The organism is Pararhizobium mangrovi, from assembly GCF_006516965.1.
Taxonomy (GTDB): domain Bacteria; phylum Pseudomonadota; class Alphaproteobacteria; order Rhizobiales; family Rhizobiaceae; genus Pararhizobium_B; species Pararhizobium_B mangrovi.
In genome coordinates this window covers 47,632-65,411 of sequence record NZ_VHLH01000025.1, presented here as the reverse complement: position 1 = coordinate 65,411, position 17,780 = coordinate 47,632, and the positions used below count along the sequence as shown (strand labels likewise).

Below are 17,780 nucleotides of genomic sequence, written 5' to 3'. Positions count from 1 at the left end.
TTCATCCGGTCCCTCCCTGGACTCTGAAGTCTCACAACCTCAACATCCCCGGTCCGGACCGGATGGACAACCTAATGAAAGCTCACATCTAGCCTCGGCAAAAGCGATTCGTCCGAAGCGGAGAAAGCCATGATCGCCAGACCGGCCACCCTGCTCGCACTCGTGTGCTTCGGGCTCGCACTGCTCGCCGCGCCGGCGGGCGCCGTTTCGCGATCGTCCGTCGAGCGCCAGTTTCAAAGCTGGCTTGCCGACGATCTTTACCCGGAAGCAAGCCGGCGCGGCATATCGGCGGCGACGTTCCGCAACGCCTTCCAGGGCATTTCGCTGGACTGGAACCTTGCCGGGCTCGTGCCGCCGGGTACCGCTCCGCCGAAGCATCGCCGGCAGACGCAGGCGGAATTTCGCTCGCCGGGCGCCTATTTCTCGCAGCGGCGGCTCGCCACGCTCGCCGCCCGCGGGCGCAGCGAGGCGAAACGATGGTCGCAGACGATCGCCAGGATCGAGGCGCGCTACGGCGTGCCGGGGCGCTTCCTGCTCGCGATCTGGGGACGCGAGACGGCCTTCGGCGCGGTTTCGATCCCGAATTCGGCGATCCGCGTGCTCGCCACCAAGGCGTTCATGTCCACCCGCAAGGACCTCTTCCGCGGCGAACTGCTCGACGCGCTGCGGATCGTCCAGCGCGGCGAGGCGACGCCGTCGATGATGAAGGGTTCGGCGGCCGGTGCCATGGGTCAGCCGCAGTTCATGCCATCAAGCTACCTGAAATACGCCGTCGACTTTGATGGAAACGGCCATGCCGACATCTGGACGTCGGTGCCGGACACGCTCGCCTCGATCGCCAACTTTCTTAACGAGAACGGCTGGCAGAGCGGCCGGGACTGGGGTTTCGAGGTGCGCATTCCCGCCGGCGTCTCCTGCGCGCAGGAAGGCCCGGACCGGGCGCGCTCGCTGGCGCAGTGGAAGGGTGAGGGCATCCGCCGCGTCGCCGGGCGCACCTTCGATCCCACTCAGCTCGGCAGGAGCGCCATGATGCTGGTGCCGGCGGGAACCGAAGGGCCGGAATTCCTCGTCACCGGAAACTTCTACGTCATCAAGAAATACAACAATTCCGATCTCTACGCGCTCTTCATCGGCAACCTCGCCGACCGGATCGCCTACGGCTCCGGAAACTTCGTCGGGGATTGGGGCGATGTCGGCCACATGCTGCGTTCGGACGTCGCCACCATGCAGCGCGCGCTGCAGGCCAAGGGCTACGACGTCGGCGGCGCAGACGGCCTGCCGGGGTTCAAGACGCGCCGTTCGATCGGCGAATGGCAGGCGAAGGGCGGACTGAACCCGACATGCTTTCCCTCTCCAGAGCTTTCGCGACGGCTTCGATAGACCTTTCCCGACTGCGAAAACGTTTTCGGGGATCGACGCCGACCGATCGACGGCTTACTCCGTTCGCCGGCGCAAGGAGGGCCGTCCATCCATGTTCTCATCGCTCGGCGAAGCAAGTACCGATTCCATCCTGGCGCTGATGCGCGCCTATCGCGAGGATCCGCGAGCGGAAAAGATCGATCTCGGTGTCGGCGTCTACCGCGACGCGGCGGGAACGACGCCGATCATGGCCGCGGTGAAGGAGGCCGAGCGCCATCTCGTCGAAACGCAGGAAACCAAGAGCTATGTCGGGCTTTCCGGCGACGAGACCTTCAATGCGGCGATGGCGCGCCTCGTCCTCGGCGATGCGGTCGCCGACGAACGCGTGAGCGCGGTGCAGACGCCCGGCGGCAGCGGCGCGCTACGGCTTCTCAGCGAACTGGCGGCGACGGCCGGAGACCGGCCGATCCTGTGGGTCAGCGCGCCGACATGGCCGAACCACATGGCCGTCGGCGCACGGGCAGGGCTCGTATGCCGCTCCTACCGCTATTTCGATCCTGAAACGCACATGCCGGACACGGACGCCATGCTGGCGGACCTTTCCGAGGCGCGACGCGGCGACGTCGTGCTCGTCCATGGCTGTTGCCACAACCCGACGGGGGCCGACCTCGACGCGGCGCAATGGGATCGTCTCACGGCCCTCGTCGTCGAGCGAGGCCTCGTGCCGCTCGTCGACATCGCCTATCTGGGATTCGGCGAAGGCCTCGAAGCCGATGCGGCGGGCCTTCGGCGGATGGCGGCCGGGGTGCCGGAGATGCTCGTCTCGGTTTCCTGCTCGAAGAATTTCGGTCTCTACCGCGACCGCACGGGTGTCGCGCTGGTGATCTCGCCGCCGCACCAGCGTGGCGCGGTACAGGCGACGCTCGAAACGCTGGTGCGCACGAACTGGTCGATGCCGCCCGATCACGGCGCGGCCGTGGTCCGCACCATTCTCGCCGATGAGGCGCTGGTCGAAATGTGGCACGACGAACTCGCCACGATGCGCGAACGCATCGTGGCGCTGCGGACCGGGCTCGCGGAGGCGATGGCAACGCACACCGGAAGCGACCACTATTCCTTCCTCAAGCAGCACCGCGGCATGTTTTCGCTGTTGCCGGCAAGCGCTGCGCAGGTGGAAGCGCTGAGGAAGGACCACGCGATCTACGTGACGGGCGATGGCCGCGCCAACCTCGCCGGCCTTCTCGAAGACCGGCTCGACCGCATCGCCGAGGCTTTCACGACAGTCGGTATGTAGCGGCACGGGAAGGCTGCCGGCCGCTCAGACGTTGAGAAGTGCCGCGAGGCAGAGTGCCGCACCAATGAAGATCATGACGGCCGCGACCCAGCCGACGAGATCGGTTTTCGCACCGGATTGCCCGGATCGAGGTCGGGAACGTCTGCGCATGCGCCACCTTTCATCCCCCGCCGCCCGGCCGAACCGGGAGGCGGGACGAAAGCATAACGCGCGAACTTCAACTCGGCGTTGGTCTGATCGATGACAATGCGTTGAAGCGATGAAAGATTTCGTGCGAAGGACCGCAAAGCTCTGTCGTGGTTCGTTCTCTCGTATGAAACGCCGAACGACCGCCGACCCGATCAAACCGCCGATGACCCGGTTCCCGACGGATACAGATCATAAGCTTTCCGCGGCAATGTCGTTTGGATAAGAGAAAACTGGTGGAGCCAGGCGGAATCGAACCGCCGACCTGCTGCGTGCGATGCAGCCGCTCTCCCATCTGAGCTATGGCCCCGAGACCGGTGTCTTCATAGCGGTTCGTGGCGCGGGCATCAATCCGGTTTTCTCGCGTCCTCCGTCGCAGGGGCAAAATTATTGGACGAGACCGGAGCGGCAGGGCGGGGCTCCAGGCGGGCGATGCGATCCACCAGGGCTGTCGGAAGCGCGGTGGCGAAGTTGACGGCGAGCGTGAAGACGCCTTGGCGAAGGACGCTCGCGCGTGCCTTGGCGCGCATGCCCGGCAGCACGAGAAAGGTCTCCTCGACCGGATCCACGATGCCCTCGGTGACGAGGAGCGCCCCGTCCTCGCAGATATTCGACAACCAGACCTGACGTTGACGGAAGATGTGCGTGCCTGCGTTTCGATAGAGCAGCAGCACCGCGCAGTTCGCATCGCGGCGATAGCGGTGGCGTCGATCGGATGGCGATTCGCGATCGCCCAATGTCGTCAGGGAATGCCGTTTGGCCGTCGCCATCGCCGTTTCCTCGCCTTGCGTGCGCGTCACCCTATTCGCCGACGTGTTGACCGCCGATTGCGCGATTGTCTCGAATGCCATCGATCACGTTCGGCAGGATCGCGTTCGACCGCTGCCGACGCTTTGATTTGTGCGGCTGCGCGGTCTATGTGCGTCGCAAAGCAACGCCAATCCGACAGGAAGATCCTCACCCATGACAACGATCCGTCTCCACCAGCGCGATATCGCCGCCGCCGATGCGGAGCGCTACACCGGCGACGTGGCGATCGACACGGAGACGCTCGGCCTCGTGCCGCGGCGCGACCGGCTTTGCGTCGTGCAGCTTTCGCCCGGCGACGGAACGGCCGACGTGATCCAGATCGCGCCCGGCCAGAAAGAAGCGCCGAACCTTCTGCGCCTGCTTGAAGATCCTGCCCGCCAGAAGATCTTCCACTTCGCGCGCTTCGACGTCGCGGTGCTCTACCACACCTTCGGGATGACCTGCCGGCCGGTCTTCTGCACGAAGATCGCCTCGAAGCTCACCCGCACCTATACGGACCGGCACGGGCTGAAGGACAATCTGAAGGAAATGCTCGAGGTGGACGTTTCCAAGCAGCAGCAATCCTCCGACTGGGCCGCGGAGACGCTTTCGCATGCACAGCTCGAATACGCCGCTTCGGACGTGCTTCACCTGCACGCGCTGCGCGACAAGCTGATCGGCCGGCTCGAACGCGACGGGCGCATGGAGCACGCCGAGGCCTGCTTCGAATTCCTGCCGACACGCGCCAGGCTCGACCTTCTCGGCTGGCAGGACCAGGACATCTTCGCGCACAGCTGAGCGGTCCCGCATCCCCGTGCGAGTGGGAACGGACGACATAAGCGCTTGGCTCGGTCGGATCCGCGAAGCCTTTGGGTATCGCAGTCGGGCGCTCAGCCCGCCCTGCGCATCATCGCGGTGGCGAGGCCCATTCCCATCAGCGCGCCACCGCCGAGACGGCTCGACCAGGTAAGGAATCCCGGTCGAGCGAAACGCCGACGCAATCCGTCGGCGAGCAGCGCATAGGCGAGCGTGTTGACCGAAGCCAGGCTTACGAACGAGGCGACGAGCACGGCGAATTGCGGGAACAGCGGTCGATCGACCGCGACGAATTGCGGAACGAAGGCGACGAAGAAGGCGATCGACTTCGGATTGAAAGCCGTCACCATCGCGGCATGGACGAAGACGCGGGAGGCCGACACCGAACCGGCTTCGTCGCCCGTATGGATCGCCGTTTCGGGCCGGCTTCGAAACAGCCGGATGCCGAGCACGAAGAGATAGGCCGCGCCGATCCATTTGAGGACCGTAAAGAGCGTCGCCGAGGCAAGGACGATGGCTCCGAGGCCGGCGAGCGAAGCACTCATGGCAAGAAGGTCGCCGAGCGCGACGCCGGCGACGGTCGCAAGTGCCACGGTCCTGCCCTGGCTCAGCGCATAGCCGAGCACGAGGAGAACGGTCGGACCCGGCACGACGAGAAGGAGGGCGGCGGCGCCGACGAAGGCGAGCCAGACCTGAATTTCCATGCCGTTCGCCTTTCGTCTTTTCTCGGCGGCATTGATCCTCGGGGATCCATGGGGATCCACGCGATCCGCGGACCTGTAAAGCGCGAAAGCCGAGCCCACCGACGCATGCTCGGACCGACAAAAAACCCGCGGGACCGGTAAGGCCCCGCGGGTTTCGTCGTTTCGGCGAAGCCGGAAGGAGGAGACTATTCCTCTTCCTGCTTCTTGAGTGCCGCACCCAGGATGTCGCCGAGCGAAGCGCCGGAGTCGGACGAGCCGTACTGGGCGACCGCTTCCTTCTCCTCGGCGATCTGCAGCGCCCTGATCGACAGGGTCACGCGGCGGTCGCGCTTGGAGAAGTTGGTGACGCGGGCATCGAGCGTCTGGCCGACGGAGAAGCGCTCGGGGCGCTGCTCGTCGCGATCGCGCGAGAGGTCCGAACGGCGAATGAAGGAGGTGACCTCGGGATGATCTACGAGCTTCACTTCCAGGCCGCCATCGGTGACGCCCGTCACCTCGACGGAGACGATCGCGTTCTTGCGCAGTTCGCCCGAAGTGGCGGCATCGCCCACGGCGTCGGCGCCGAGCTGCTTGATGCCGAGCGAAATGCGCTCCTTGTCGACGTCGGTGTCGAGAACGACGGCGCGAACGACGTCACCCTTGTTGAACTCCTCGATCACCTGCTCGCCCGGACGGTTCCAGTCGAGGTCGGAGAGGTGGACCATGCCGTCCACATCGCCGTCGAGGCCGATGAACAGGCCGAACTCGGTCTTGTTCTTGACCTCGCCCTCGACCTCGGTGCCGGACGGATGGGTCTGCGAGAAGACCTCCCACGGGTTCTCGAGCGTCTGCTTGAGGCCGAGCGAGATACGACGCTTGACCGGATCAACCTCGAGGATGACCACTTCGACTTCCTGCGAGGTCGAAAGAATCTTGCCCGGATGGACGTTCTTCTTCGTCCAGGACATCTCGGAGACGTGGATCAGGCCTTCGATGCCCGGCTCCAGCTCGACGAAGGCGCCGTAGTCGGTGATGTTCGTCACGCGACCCGGGATCTTCTTGCCGACCGGGTACTTCGCCCCGATGCCTTCCCACGGATCCGCCTCGAGCTGCTTCATGCCGAGCGAGATGCGGTGGCTTTCCTGGTTGATCCGGATGATCTGGACCTTGACGGTCTGGCCGATCGACAGGATCTCGGTCGGGTGGTTCACCCGGCGCCATGCCATGTCGGTAACGTGCAGCAGGCCGTCGATGCCGCCGAGGTCCACGAACGCACCGTAGTCGGTGATGTTCTTGACCACGCCTTCCACGACCTGGCCTTCCTCGAGGTTCTGCACGATTTCCGAGCGCTGCTCGGCACGGCTTTCCTCGAGAACGGTACGCCGCGAGACGACGATGTTGCCGCGCCGCTTGTCCATCTTGAGGATCTCGAAGGGCTGCGGGTTGTGCATCAGCGGCGTGACGTCGCGGATCGGACGGATGTCGACCTGCGAGCGCGGAAGGAAGGCGACCGCACCGTCGAGGTCGACCGTGAAGCCGCCCTTGACCTGGTTGAAGATCTGGCCTTCGACGCGTTCGCTGTTGTTGAACTTCTCTTCGAGGCGCACCCAGCTTTCCTCGCGGCGCGCCTTGTCACGCGAAAGGACCGCTTCGCCGAGAGCGTTCTCGACGCGCTCGACATAGACCTCGACCTCGTCGCCGACGTTCAGTGTGCCGTCCTTGGCCTTGGCGCCGAACTCCTTGAGCGGCACGCGACCTTCGACCTTCAGGCCGACGTCGACGATCGCCATGTCCTTCTCGATCGCCGTGACCGTGCCCTTGGCGACGTATCCTTCGGCGAGGTCGTTGCCCTTGAACGATTCCTGCAGAAGGGCTTCGAAGTCCTCCCGCGTCGGGGTTTCTACTGCCATTGATTCTCCTGAAAAGAGTCCGCCAGGCTACGGCCGTACGGGCCGCCGTCGCGTGGTCGAACGATGCGCCGCGGGTTGGTGTTGCGTACGCCTGCGGGCGGTCTGGCTTCCTCGATCGGAAGCCGGGTCCGGCGCTTCGACCGGCCTGCAGACGGATTCACGTCTTCATTCCTGCGATATGGTGTCGCGCGGAGCGAAATAAAAGCAAAGGGCGCTCGCGATCGTGTCGCGACGCCCTCGACCCTAGCTCTCGCTCGCAGCAGCCAGCGCACGGTCGATCAGATCGCGCGCAGCCTGGAACGCGCTTTCTATACCCATTTCGCTCGTGTCGAGCAAGTGGGCGTCGTCGGCCGGCCTCAGCGGCGAATCCGTGCGACCCATGTCGCGCGCGTCGCGCTCTTTCAGATCGTCGAGGATCGCCTCGTATCGCGCGTCCCCACCCTTGCCGACGATCTCCTCGAAGCGCCGCTTCGCCCGGGTCTCCGGCGAGGCGGTGACGAAGAGCTTCACGCTGGCTCCGGGGCACACCACGGTGCCGATGTCCCGCCCGTCGAGGACGCTGCCCGGAGGCTCTTCGGCAAAGCGCCGTTGGGCGGCGACCAGCGCACGGCGCACCGCCGGCATCACGGCGATCCGGGAAGCCGCCTCGCCGATCGCATGGGCGGAAAGCGTGCTGCGGTCGAGCCCTTCGAAATCGACGTCGCCCGCCATTCGCGCGGCAAGCGCCTCGTCGTCGAGCGGCTGGCCCGCATCGAGAAGCGCCTTGGCGGCCGCGCGGTAGGTGAGCCCGGTATCGAGGTGGCGATAACCGTAATGGGAAGCGATGCGCCGGGCGAGCGTGCCCTTGCCGGAGGCCGCCGGCCCGTCGAGCGCGATGATGCGGACCGCGCGGGGTGCCGCACTCGCCTCTTTGCCCGTCGCCGGGTCTTCGCCGGCATTCATTCGGGCACCTGCGTCGGTTCGATCGCGGTTCCGAGCCCGTTCATGAGGTCGGCGAAATCGGGGAAGCTGGTTGCGATGATCGAAATGTCGTCGACCTGGACGGGGTGTTCGCTCGCAGCGCCCATGACGAGGAAGGCCATGGCGATGCGGTGGTCGAGATGGGTTTCGACGCGCTTTCCGTCCGGGTTCCCGACGCCCTTGCCGCCCGGTCGTCCGCGCACGGCAAGCGCCGCTTCGCCTTCCGTATGGTCGACGCCGTTCAGCGCGAGGCCGGCGGCGACGGCGGCGAGCCGGTCGGATTCCTTCACGCGCAACTCGCCGATGCCGTCCATCACCGTTTCGCCTTCGGCGAAGGCCGCCGCGACCGCCAGAACCGGATATTCGTCGATCATCGAGGGCGCGCGCTCGGGCGGCACCGTGACGGCGCGAAGGTCCGACGCACGCACGCGCAGATCCGCCATCGTCTCTCCGCCGGCTTCGCGCTCCTCGATGAGCGAAATGTCGCCGCCCATCTCGCACAGCGTGGTGATCAGACCGATGCGCGTCGGGTTCATCAGCACGTTCTCCACGACGATGTCGGAGCCCGGTGTGACAAGAGCTGCGACGATGGGGAATGCCGCCGAGGACGGATCGGCCGGCACGTCGATCGTCTGTCCGGAAAGCCGGCCCTGTCCCTCCAGCCGAATGGTCCGCACACCCTTGCCATCCGTCTCGACCTCGAGCGATGCGCCGAAGCCGGCGAGCATGCGCTCGGTATGGTCGCGCGTCGCCACCGGCTCGATGACGGTGGTGATGCCCGGCGCGTTCAGCCCGGCGAGCAGCACGGCGGATTTCACCTGTGCCGAGGGCATCGGAACGCGATAGGTGATCGGGTTGGCGACTTCCGGCCCGCGAAGGCGTGCCGGCAACCGGTCGCCTTCGGCCGCCTCTACCTGCACGCCCATCTGTCGAAGCGGATCGAAGATGCGGCCCATCGGACGCTTGGTAAGCGATGCGTCACCGGTGAAGCTAGTCTCGAAATCGTAGACGCCGGCAAGGCCCATCGTGAGCCGGCAGCCGGTGCCGGCATTGCCGAAATCGAGCGGACCTTCGGGCTCCAGAAGGCAACCATTGCCGGTGCCCTCGATCACCCATTCGTCGCCCTCGCGGGAAAGGTTGGCGCCCATGGCGGCCATCGCACGCCCCGTGTTGACGACGTCCTCGCCGGAAAGCAGGCCGCGGATGCGCGTTCGTCCGGCGGCGAGGCCACCGAGCATCAGCGATCGGTGCGAGACCGATTTGTCGCCGGGCACACGCACGCGTCCCGAAAGTCCGGGCGAACGCCTCGAAACGGCGGGCCGGCTCGGCGAATGGGCATCGTGCATCGGCCGCGATCCTCGACAGCGTCATCAAAACCGACCGGCCTCTAGCACAGCCGTACGCGCGGGTCATCTCCAACATGGCGACCGTTTCATCGCGCCGTTCATCGGTGGTCGCGCCATAAATCCGGGCATGCCGCCGTCGTGTCGCGACCGGTACGGGTGCCGGCGTGCGCACAAACCATCGCACGGCGGTGCGGTTTAGCTTTGACAGCCCGTGCCACACACAGTAAGGCACCGCGCATCCGCAGCGACGGCTTCGGCGATCCGCTGCCGGCACGGCCTTGCGACAAATCCAGCCATTGACGGGACTTTGAAAGTGGCGAAACCGGAACTAGGCACCAAACGCATCTGCCCCGACACGGGGCGCAAGTTCTATGATCTGAACCGCAATCCGATCGTCTCGCCCTATACGGGCAAGTCCTTCCCCCTCTCGGAATTCGAGGACACGGGCAACAACCGCTCCGTGACCAAGGAGGAAGAGCCGGAGGAGACGACCGAGGCCGAGGAAGACACGGGCGGCACGGAGGTCGTATCGCTCGAGGAGGCGGACGAGGAGAACAGCTCCGGCAGCTCGTCGAACTCGACCTCGAACTCGAACGACGACAGCGAAGTCGATCTCGACGACGACGATTCCGACACGTTCATCGAGGATGCCGACGACGACGAGAACGACGATGTCAGCGACATCATCGGCGAGCGTTCCGACGACAACGAGGAAGACCGCTGAGCCGTCCACGGCACACCGGAATCTTCGCCCGCCGATCGATTTTCGACACGCCGGCCCTTGATCGCAAGGCTCGGCGGAAGTAAGAGACGGCCCGGCCCACACGGGCCGCGGACCCGGCCGGAGCCCCAACTCCAAGGCCGAGAAACGATGGGGCCATAGCTCAGTTGGGAGAGCGCTACAATGGCATTGTAGAGGTCGGGGGTTCGACTCCCCCTGGCTCCACCAATCTCTCTCTTTTTAATCGATGAGAGCTGAGCGAAGTCTGTTTTAGCTTGGCGCGAATTTCTTAGTTTTGACAGCCGGTTTTATGGCACGGCATCAGTTGCCAAGATCGCTTTAAACGGCTCCCAGACGCCCTTCGAAGACACGATAAGCGCTCGGGCCTTTTTTTACCGGCACCGCGTGCTGCCGCGTAGGGCACTTCGACCTCGGTGATGCTGAAGTGTCCCGGATCTCCGCTTTGGCAACGGTCGTCCTTGCGAAGGGCACCCGGAACTGCGATCAGCTTCCTGCGCAAAATTTGTTCTAGCTTTGTTCGTCTGAACTATGGAATCAATCTCTGTTCGGATAAGCCGTGTGCGAAGGTAGTATGGGCTCGCGGGATGAAAGACGCGCCATCGGCAACAGCGGAACCGGACGACGACGACGTCGAGCGACGTGACGATGGCCGCAAGATCGTCCATGTCGATATGGATGCCTTCTTCGCCTCGGTCGAACAGCGCGACGATCCGGCGCTTCGCGGGCTACCGGTCGCCGTCGGTGGGTCGGCCGCGCGCGGGGTCGTCGCTGCGGCGAGCTACGAGGCGCGCGTCTTCGGTGTGCGCTCCGCTATGCCCTCCGTCACCGCGCGGCGCCGCTGCCCGGACCTGATCTTCGTGAAGTCCCGTTTCGACGTCTACCGTTCCGTCTCCAACCAGATCCGCGAGATCTTCGCCGAGTTCACCGACCTGATCGAGCCGCTCTCGCTCGACGAGGCCTATCTGGACGTGACCGAGAACAAGCAGGGCATTCCCCATGCGAGCGCCGTGGCGCTCGAGGTGCGCAAGCGCATCAAGGAGGTGACCGGCCTCAACGCGTCGGCGGGTATTTCCTACAACAAGTTCCTCGCCAAGATGGCGAGCGATCTCAACAAGCCGAACGGTCAGGCCGTCATCACGCCGGCGATGGGTCCGGCCTTCGTCGCGGACCTGCCGGTGAAGAAGTTCCACGGCGTCGGGCCGGCGACGGCCAGGCGCATGGAAGCGCACGGGCTGTTGACGGGCAGGGACCTGCGGGACAAGCCGCTTGGCTGGCTGCGCGAACATTTCGGCAAGTCCGGCCAATGGTACTACCGCATCTCGCGCGGGATCGACCACCGACCGGTGCAATCCCATCGCGAGCGCAAGTCCGTCGGTTCGGAAGATACGTTCTCGCAGGACATCGCGGACCTGGCGCCGGCATGCGCCGAACTCGGCAAGCTCGCCGCGAAAGTATGGGAAAGCTGCGAGGCGAAGGGGCTTTCCGGACGAACGGTGACCGTAAAGGTCAAGTACAACGATTTCCGGCAGATCACCCGCCGATCGACGCAGCCGGGGCCGTTGCGTTCGGCGAGTGAACTCGAAGACGCCGCGGTGGCACTGCTCGCACCGCTCTACCCGTTCGAACGAAGCGTCAGGCTGCTCGGCGTCACGGTCTCGACCTTCGACCGTCCCGACACCGCCGTCCCCGAGCTCCACGAACAGTTGTCGCTCTGGTAGACCAGGCGTTTCCCGATGCCTGGAAAGCAGCCATGGCCATGAACGCGTGGCGCCGCGCATCCGGTGGCCTGAAGGCGACGGCATGCATGCGGCGTCCGTCGTCGGGTACGACGTCGAGGACGCGATAGCGGTCACGCTCAGGCACGGGCAGGTGTCCGGCGACGATCCGAAGCGAAAGGTCTCGATCCTACGGTTGCCGTGCCTTCAGTTTCGCAAAGAAGTCGCGCAGGATACCGTCCCGATCGATCCAGTTGACGTAGCGGATGGGATGGCGGCTTCGGTCGACGCTCCATGTGACCTGATCCGTCAGGATCGGCCTCGGAACGATGACGCTGCGTGCCCAGCTTTCGTCCAGAAGCCAGCCGATCGGCGCCATGTCCCAGATCTCTTTCGTCCAGCCGACATGGTCGTCCGAATACGACTTGAATCGCATCGCGAGAAACTCGCCGATGGCGCCGTGCGGTTCGACGTAGCGTTCGATCTCCGGAACGCTGGCATGCAGATGGGAGACGACGCCCATGCAGGGAACGAGGACGAGCGGCACGCCGCTGTCGAAGAGGACCTGCGCTCCGCCGACATCCTGGCGCAGGTTGAATTCCCGCGTATCCGGCCATTCCAGGGCATGCCCGCCGAGCCAGACGACCACGATGCGCTCGATGATGTCGGGCGCCTTCAGGAGTGCCGAAGCGATGTTGCTGATCGCGGCGATCGCGACGACGTAAAGCGGATCTTCGGGCGTCCTCGCGCGGGCCCGTTCGATGAGATCGTCGACGGCGGGCGCTTCCCGCACGACTTTTTCCTTGCCGACATAGGCCCTGACGCCCTTGAAGACGAAGTCGTCCGGGCTGCGATCGAGGCGTTCGAGCAAACGCAGGATCTCGTCGTAGCTGAGCTCCATGCCGTCTTCGGGGCCGCTCGACTTCGCATTGTGAAAGGGCGCGGCGTAGATGGCCTGCAGGTCGATCTTCTCCGGCGAAAGCAGCGCCTGGACGATCGCGAACTGGTCGAGGCGAGCGCTTGATCGGAGGATGTGAGGAAGCGCTGTTCGGGCAGGCCGAGGGCTGCGAGCAGGGCGTTTACGGGCCCGTCCGGACGCAGGACAACGCCCCACAGGACGGCCGACACGCTCTGGGGAATGGCAACGGGAAGAAAGATCATCGTCCGCCAGAAGCCGATCAGCAGAATCGATGCCTATTCGAGTCGATCCGGACGGACCGTTGTTCTCGGTCTGCGGCCGGAGCACCTGAAAACGAGCAGTTCCAACGGTATCTCGGCGACATTGTCCCAGATAGAGCCTACCGGCGCATTTACGATCCAACTTTTTGATGTCGATGGCGTTGAAGTTACTCAGATGTTCGAGGGACTGCCGAGTGCACGGATCGGCGATCAGACCTTTCTCACGTCTTCGCCGGATCTCATCCACCTCTTCGATCCTGACGACGGCTCTCGTATTCAGAGTTAGTCATTGGAATCGTCCTTTCCGAGTCGGGCGCAGTACCGTCCGTTCGTAAATGCGACCGCCGCTTCGCCATCGACCGGCAACGCGTTCGCAGATGCCGGAGCGGTCGACCACGCCGCCCTTGCACTGCTCGACGCAGCGACGACGGCGAAGTGTCGATGCGTTGCGAACTCGCCCGGACGTGGCCACCGAGCGCTCCGGTTCCCGTCTCAGGCGACGTTTGTCCGCGTAGCAGCCACGTGATCGCCATCGCGGCGCAGGCGCATGTTGCGATAGCCGTCTGTGGTGGGCGGAGGCGGGCCAAGAAAAGTGGAGCTTCTCCGCGTTTGGCGGTAATCGGATCGAGGACCATGACGGTGGGCACCGACCGCATGCTGGAAGCGGATGCATATAACCGTCGCGCTCATTGCCGTGGTCGCGGTATGAGGCGGATGATCGAAAGCCGATTTCGGAAGGTACCGCAGGTGAGCGAAAAGACGCTTTACATCGTTCAGCAGTTCGAAAAGCAGGGGCGAAAGCTCGTTCAGGGGAGGCAGATGGAGTTCAAGACGTCCGACGAGGCGAGAGGCAGGGCCGAGCGAGACGCCGAGCGTGTGGCCGGTGTGGTCGCCGTCGCACAGACCGTCGACACCGAGACCGGCGAAGTGCTGGAAGAGCCCGAGATCCTGGCGCATTACGGCGAGCTTCCGCCCGGCATGCTCGGCGACTGAAGACGAGGCTTGTGTAGAAGCGTCGCAGCCCCTATATGAACATCTCGATCTTGTCGTTGAACTTTGTTCCCGCGTCCCGAAGGGCGCTTACGATCTTCCCTCTTCAAAATCGATAGGCAAACCCGTCGCCAATGGCGGGCATTCTCATGTGCGATTGAAAGGAAATCGTATGGCTACTGGTACCGTTAAGTTCTTCAACTCGACCAAGGGTTTCGGGTTCATTCAGCCCGACGACGGCAATCAGGACGTTTTTGTCCATATCTCCGCCGTCGAGCGCGCTGGCATGGGTACCCTGGTCGAAGGCCAGAAGGTCCACTTCGACGTCGTCCAGGACAAGCGCAGCGGCAAGTCCGCGGCGGACAATCTCGAAGCTGCCGATTGATCAACTCGACCGCATGACGCGATGGCCACGGATGTACTGGCATCGCGACATGCGGTCGGGACAGGTCGGGGTTCCCTCTGGCCTTTAATTTACGATTTTACTTTATCACGTGCACAAAGACGCGGCGCTCCTACGTTCTCGGCTACCCGATAGAACGCAAATGGCGGCGACGTCGAGTTCGGCTGGCCAATTCTCCCGGAAAGCTCCTCCGCCTCACGCGGAGGATCGCTTGATTCAGCCATTGTTCTCCGGCGCATTGTCACCGTTCTAGCGTAGCGGTACGCAGCCCACCGGAATGTTCTGCTCGTCCGGCATCTTCCGGCTGACGAAGCATCGGCGCGAAAACGAGATTTTCGCTCGTCGGAAGCAATAGGCGCCTCGCCACAGCTCCGAGCCAATCGTCGATATCACAGGAATGGCGACTGCAATCCCTGTGTTTCTCACGCCGTTCCGAAGCCCTTACATCCTTGTTTTGCGATCCGAAGAAGCCATGCCGGCATCCATATGTTGGCGTCGGATCGACGTACGCCATCATGAAAGCCGCGATACCGACAGACCGCGTCGGACACGGTAGAATCGAAAAGTTGGAATTTTCAGGGGAATGAAGAGCTGTTCGGGCTGGATCGGACGATCTCGAACAGGGGAATGGTGCCCAGAAGAGGACTCGAACCTCCACGCCTTTCGGCACACGGACCTGAACCGTGCGCGTCTACCAATTCCGCCATCTGGGCAGCGCTGCGTGACATAGAGGGTTGCGTGGCGGGTTGTCAACCGGACGGGACGGGGCGTCCGGTGGGACGGGTGGCCTGGTCTTCCGGGTCAGGCGGGCTTTGGAAGACCATCGTGGCAGGGCGGCTTGCCGACTGGACGAGGTCGGCGTTCGGGGCGTCGTTTTCTTCGACTTTGGCGCGGGCTGCGGCTTCGTCCAGGCCATGGCCGAGCCAGCGTTCCGTCAGGCGGCGGCGGAGTGTTGTCCGGTCCGATTCGATCATGATCGTCATGTCGAAGAGGGGTGCGAGATCGCACCATGGCGCCTCTTCGAGAAGAAGGTAATTGCCTTCGACGAGGACGATGCGATGCCTTGGCTCGACGATGCAGGCGCCGGCGCGTGCGAGCTCGAGGCTACGATCGAAGACGGGGACGGCGACCGCTTCCTTGCCGTTTTCGATGCGTGCGAGCGTGGCGTGAAGACCCGCGACGTCGAAGGTGAACGGGGCGCCCTTGCGCGCGCGATGGCCACGCGCCTCGAGCACCGTGTCGTCGAGATGGAACCCGTCCATGCCGACGACGATCGCCGTGCCGCTGCCGGCCCCAGTCTCGAGCGTATCGGCGAGATGGCCGGCGAGCGTCGACTTTCCGGCGCCGGGCGGGCCGGCGATGGCGACGATGAGGCGGTCTTTCCGCACGTTCGCAAGGGCTGCAAGCAGGTGCTCGGCGAGTGCTTCGGCCGTTACCGGCATCATGCGGCGGCCAGTTCCTGCGGCTTCATTGCGCCCGTCATGATGGCCACCGCGTCGGAGGCCGACATCTGCTTCGGGTCGACGACGGCGATGCGCCGGCCGAGGCGGTGGATGTGCACCCGGTCGGCCACCTCGAAGACATGCGGCATGTTGTGCGAGATAAGCACGATCGGCAGGCCGCGCTTCTTCACGTCGCGGATGAGTTCGAGCACGCGGCCGGACTCCTTCACGCCGAGGGCGGCCGTCGGCTCGTCCATGATGATGACCTTCGCTGCGAAGGCCGCGGCGCGGGCGACGGCGACGCCCTGGCGCTGGCCGCCGGAAAGCGTTTCAACGGCCTGGCCGATGTTCTGGATCGTCATCAGCCCGAGGTCGGAGAGCTTCTCGCGCGAGTAGCGCTCCATCTCCGGCCGGTCGAGCATGCGGAAAACCTTGCCGAGCATGCCTTTCTTGCGGATTTCGCGACCGAGGAACATGTTGTCTGAAATAGAAAGGGCAGGCGAGAGCGCAAGCGTCTGGTAGACGGTCTCGATGCCCGCGGCGCGCGCCTGCATGGGCGAGGTGAACTGCACCGGCTGGCCGTTCAGCCGGATCTCGCCTTCGTCGGGGATCACCGCGCCTGAGATCGCCTTGATGAGCGTCGATTTGCCGGCGCCGTTGTCGCCGATGACCGCCAGCACTTCGCCCGGATAAAGATCAAAATCGGCGTTGTTGAGTGCGGTCACGCGGCCATAGCGTTTCACGAGGTTGCGGGCCGAAAGGATCGGCTCTTGCGCACGGTCGCTCATGTCGAGACCTTTCTGATCCACTGGTCGGTCGCCACGGCGACGATGATGAGGGCGCCGACGGTAAGCTGCGTCCATTGCGGGTCGGTGCCGACGAGCCTCAGGCCGAGCGAGAAGACGCCGACGATGAGGGCGCCGAAGAGCGTGCCGAGGATCGAGCCGCGACCGCCGAAGAGCGACGTGCCGCCGATCACGACGGCGGTGATGGCGTTGATGTTCTCGAGCTGGCCAGCCTGCGGCGAGACCGAACCGATACGCCCGATGAGCGTCCAGCCGGCGACGGCGCAGATGAGCCCGGCGACGGCGTAGACGGAAATCAGCACGCGCGAGACGCGAATGCCGGAAAGAAGCGAGGCATCCTTGTCGTCACCGACGGCATAGAGATGCCGGCCCCATGCGGTATGGTTCAGCGCGTACCAGAGGATCGCGGCGATCACGACCATGAGCACGACGCCATAGGTGAAGACGGCGCCGCCGATGCGGAAGGACTGGCCGAAGAAATGCAGGATCGGCGCCGTGGCGTCGATGTCCTGGCTGCGCACGGTCTCGTTGCCCGAATAGATGAAGGTCGCCGCGCCGTAGATCGACCAGGTGCCGAGCGTGACGATGAAGGGCGGCAGTCTCACGAAGGCGACGAGAAGCCCGTTGATGACGCCGCACAGCGTTCCGACTGCAAGCCCGGCAAGGACGGCGATCGGCCCGGGAAAGCCGTAATGCATGGCACACTGGCCCATGACGACGGAGGAAAGCACCATCATCGCACCGACGGAAAGGTCGATGCCGGCCGTCAGGATCACCAATGTCTGACCCGCGCTGACGATGCCGGTGATCGCCACCTGCTGCAGGATCAGGGTCAGCGTGAAGGCGGAATAAAAGCGCGGGCCGATGATGAACGCAAAGACGATCGTGGAGACGACGAGCACGATCAGCGGAACGGCGGCGGGATTGGAGTGCAGGAAGTGCTGGATTTTCTGCAGGAACGTCCGTTCGTGCTCGTCGAACGAGGGGCGTTCGCTCTCGCCGGCTGCAAGGGTCTGCTCGCTCATGCGCTCCTCCCTGAAGCGTGCATCGCGATCGGCCACCGAATTTCACCGTAGGGGCCGGACGGCACAGGATTTCGGATGCCGGACGCCGGGACGGGATGCCCTGACGGCGTCCGGCCCTTCTCATGCGGCCGGGCG

General features: G+C 64.5%; 18 protein-coding genes and 3 tRNA genes. 9 read left to right on the top strand and 12 right to left on the bottom strand.

From position 1 onward, the window contains the following. The first annotated feature begins 129 nt into the window (after positions 1–129). Complete coding sequence (locus FJU11_RS13330; protein WP_141167557.1) at positions 130–1,380, top strand: lytic murein transglycosylase; 1,251 nt, start codon at positions 130–132, stop codon at positions 1,378–1,380. A 91-nt stretch (positions 1,381–1,471) separates the two neighbouring features. Continuing rightward, positions 1,472–2,653, top strand: coding sequence for an amino acid aminotransferase (locus FJU11_RS13325; RefSeq protein ID WP_141167556.1), 1,182 nt, complete (start codon positions 1,472–1,474; stop codon positions 2,651–2,653). A 24-nt stretch (positions 2,654–2,677) separates the two neighbouring features. Here the strand turns inward: FJU11_RS13325 and FJU11_RS18755 are convergent, their stop codons facing one another. The 3 genes from FJU11_RS18755 to FJU11_RS13315 all read right to left on the bottom strand — a co-directional run bounded on the left by FJU11_RS18755 (position 2,678) and on the right by FJU11_RS13315 (position 3,690). After that, entirely contained in the window at positions 2,678–2,803 is a 126-nt protein-coding gene (locus FJU11_RS18755) for a hypothetical protein (protein ID WP_268935216.1), read from the bottom strand. A 270-nt stretch (positions 2,804–3,073) separates the two neighbouring features. Continuing rightward, positions 3,074–3,149: transfer RNA gene (locus FJU11_RS13320), tRNA-Ala, on the bottom strand. A gap of 37 nt (positions 3,150–3,186) precedes the next feature. Beyond that, entirely contained in the window at positions 3,187–3,690 is a 504-nt protein-coding gene (locus FJU11_RS13315) for a hypothetical protein (RefSeq protein WP_141167555.1), read from the bottom strand. Between the two features lie 112 nt (positions 3,691–3,802). Here FJU11_RS13315 and FJU11_RS13310 point away from each other — a divergent pair, with 112 nt between their 5' ends. Continuing rightward, positions 3,803–4,426 (top strand): ribonuclease D, encoded by a 624-nt coding sequence (locus FJU11_RS13310; protein ID WP_141167554.1) that lies wholly within the window; start codon positions 3,803–3,805, stop codon positions 4,424–4,426. A gap of 92 nt (positions 4,427–4,518) precedes the next feature. On the opposite strand, the gene FJU11_RS13305 is transcribed toward FJU11_RS13310, so the two are convergent. The 4 genes from FJU11_RS13305 to aroA all read right to left on the bottom strand — a co-directional run bounded on the left by FJU11_RS13305 (position 4,519) and on the right by aroA (position 9,343). After that, the gene (locus tag FJU11_RS13305; protein WP_141167553.1) at positions 4,519–5,148 is read right to left on the bottom strand and encodes a LysE family translocator; all 630 of its coding nucleotides are present in this window, start codon (positions 5,146–5,148) and stop codon (positions 4,519–4,521) included. Positions 5,149–5,333: 185 nt separating this feature from the next. Next, positions 5,334–7,037, bottom strand: a complete 1,704-nt coding sequence (rpsA, locus tag FJU11_RS13300; protein WP_141167552.1) for a 30S ribosomal protein S1 — start codon at positions 7,035–7,037, stop codon at positions 5,334–5,336. Between the two features lie 243 nt (positions 7,038–7,280). After that, complete coding sequence (gene cmk, locus FJU11_RS13295; RefSeq protein WP_141167551.1) at positions 7,281–7,979, bottom strand: (d)CMP kinase; 699 nt, start codon at positions 7,977–7,979, stop codon at positions 7,281–7,283. Then, positions 7,976–9,343 carry a 3-phosphoshikimate 1-carboxyvinyltransferase gene (gene aroA / locus FJU11_RS13290; RefSeq protein ID WP_141167550.1) on the bottom strand — a complete coding sequence of 456 codons (1,368 nt, stop codon included), beginning with the start codon at positions 9,341–9,343 and terminating at the stop codon, positions 7,976–7,978. The genes cmk and aroA overlap by 4 nt, the downstream gene beginning before the upstream one ends. Before the next feature lie 313 nt (positions 9,344–9,656). On the opposite strand from aroA, the gene FJU11_RS13285 reads away from it, so the two are divergent. The 3 genes from FJU11_RS13285 to dinB all read left to right on the top strand — a co-directional run bounded on the left by FJU11_RS13285 (position 9,657) and on the right by dinB (position 11,803). Continuing rightward, complete coding sequence (locus FJU11_RS13285; RefSeq protein ID WP_141167549.1) at positions 9,657–10,067, top strand: TIGR02300 family protein; 411 nt, start codon at positions 9,657–9,659, stop codon at positions 10,065–10,067. Positions 10,068–10,216: 149 nt separating this feature from the next. Further along, positions 10,217–10,292, top strand: a tRNA-Ala gene (locus tag FJU11_RS13280). 377 nt (positions 10,293–10,669) lie between these two features. Beyond that, positions 10,670–11,803 carry a DNA polymerase IV gene (dinB, locus tag FJU11_RS13275; protein WP_141167548.1) on the top strand — a complete coding sequence of 378 codons (1,134 nt, stop codon included), beginning with the start codon at positions 10,670–10,672 and terminating at the stop codon, positions 11,801–11,803. A 187-nt stretch (positions 11,804–11,990) separates the two neighbouring features. Here the strand turns inward: dinB and FJU11_RS13270 are convergent, their stop codons facing one another. Then, complete coding sequence (locus tag FJU11_RS13270) at positions 11,991–12,701, bottom strand: nucleoside hydrolase (RefSeq protein ID WP_235891026.1); 711 nt, start codon at positions 12,699–12,701, stop codon at positions 11,991–11,993. Between the two features lie 237 nt (positions 12,702–12,938). On the opposite strand from FJU11_RS13270, the gene FJU11_RS13265 reads away from it, so the two are divergent. The 3 genes from FJU11_RS13265 to FJU11_RS13255 all read left to right on the top strand — a co-directional run bounded on the left by FJU11_RS13265 (position 12,939) and on the right by FJU11_RS13255 (position 14,354). After that, positions 12,939–13,265, top strand: a complete 327-nt coding sequence (locus FJU11_RS13265; protein WP_141167547.1) for a TOBE domain-containing protein — start codon at positions 12,939–12,941, stop codon at positions 13,263–13,265. Positions 13,266–13,726: 461 nt separating this feature from the next. Beyond that, a complete protein-coding gene (locus FJU11_RS13260) occupies positions 13,727–13,972 on the top strand; it encodes a hypothetical protein (RefSeq protein WP_141167546.1) in 246 nt (81 codons plus the stop codon). A 169-nt stretch (positions 13,973–14,141) separates the two neighbouring features. Further along, positions 14,142–14,354, top strand: a complete 213-nt coding sequence (locus FJU11_RS13255) for a cold-shock protein (protein WP_141167545.1) — start codon at positions 14,142–14,144, stop codon at positions 14,352–14,354. 646 nt (positions 14,355–15,000) lie between these two features. On the opposite strand, the gene FJU11_RS13250 is transcribed toward FJU11_RS13255, so the two are convergent. The 4 genes from FJU11_RS13250 to FJU11_RS13235 all read right to left on the bottom strand — a co-directional run bounded on the left by FJU11_RS13250 (position 15,001) and on the right by FJU11_RS13235 (position 17,645). Continuing rightward, positions 15,001–15,085: transfer RNA gene (locus FJU11_RS13250), tRNA-Leu, on the bottom strand. Between the two features lie 36 nt (positions 15,086–15,121). Beyond that, positions 15,122–15,817 (bottom strand): nucleoside triphosphate hydrolase, encoded by a 696-nt coding sequence (locus tag FJU11_RS13245; RefSeq protein ID WP_141167544.1) that lies wholly within the window; start codon positions 15,815–15,817, stop codon positions 15,122–15,124. After that, positions 15,814–16,602: an ATP-binding cassette domain-containing protein gene (locus FJU11_RS13240; RefSeq protein ID WP_141167562.1), complete on the bottom strand. Its 789-nt coding sequence runs from the start codon at positions 16,600–16,602 to the stop codon at positions 15,814–15,816. Before FJU11_RS13240 ends, FJU11_RS13245 begins: the two co-directional genes overlap by 4 nt. After that, on the bottom strand, positions 16,599–17,645 hold the full coding sequence (locus FJU11_RS13235) for an ABC transporter permease (protein WP_141167543.1): 1,047 nt from the start codon (positions 17,643–17,645) through the stop codon (positions 16,599–16,601). The genes FJU11_RS13240 and FJU11_RS13235 overlap by 4 nt, the downstream gene beginning before the upstream one ends. Between the last annotated feature and the right edge of the window lie 135 nt (positions 17,646–17,780).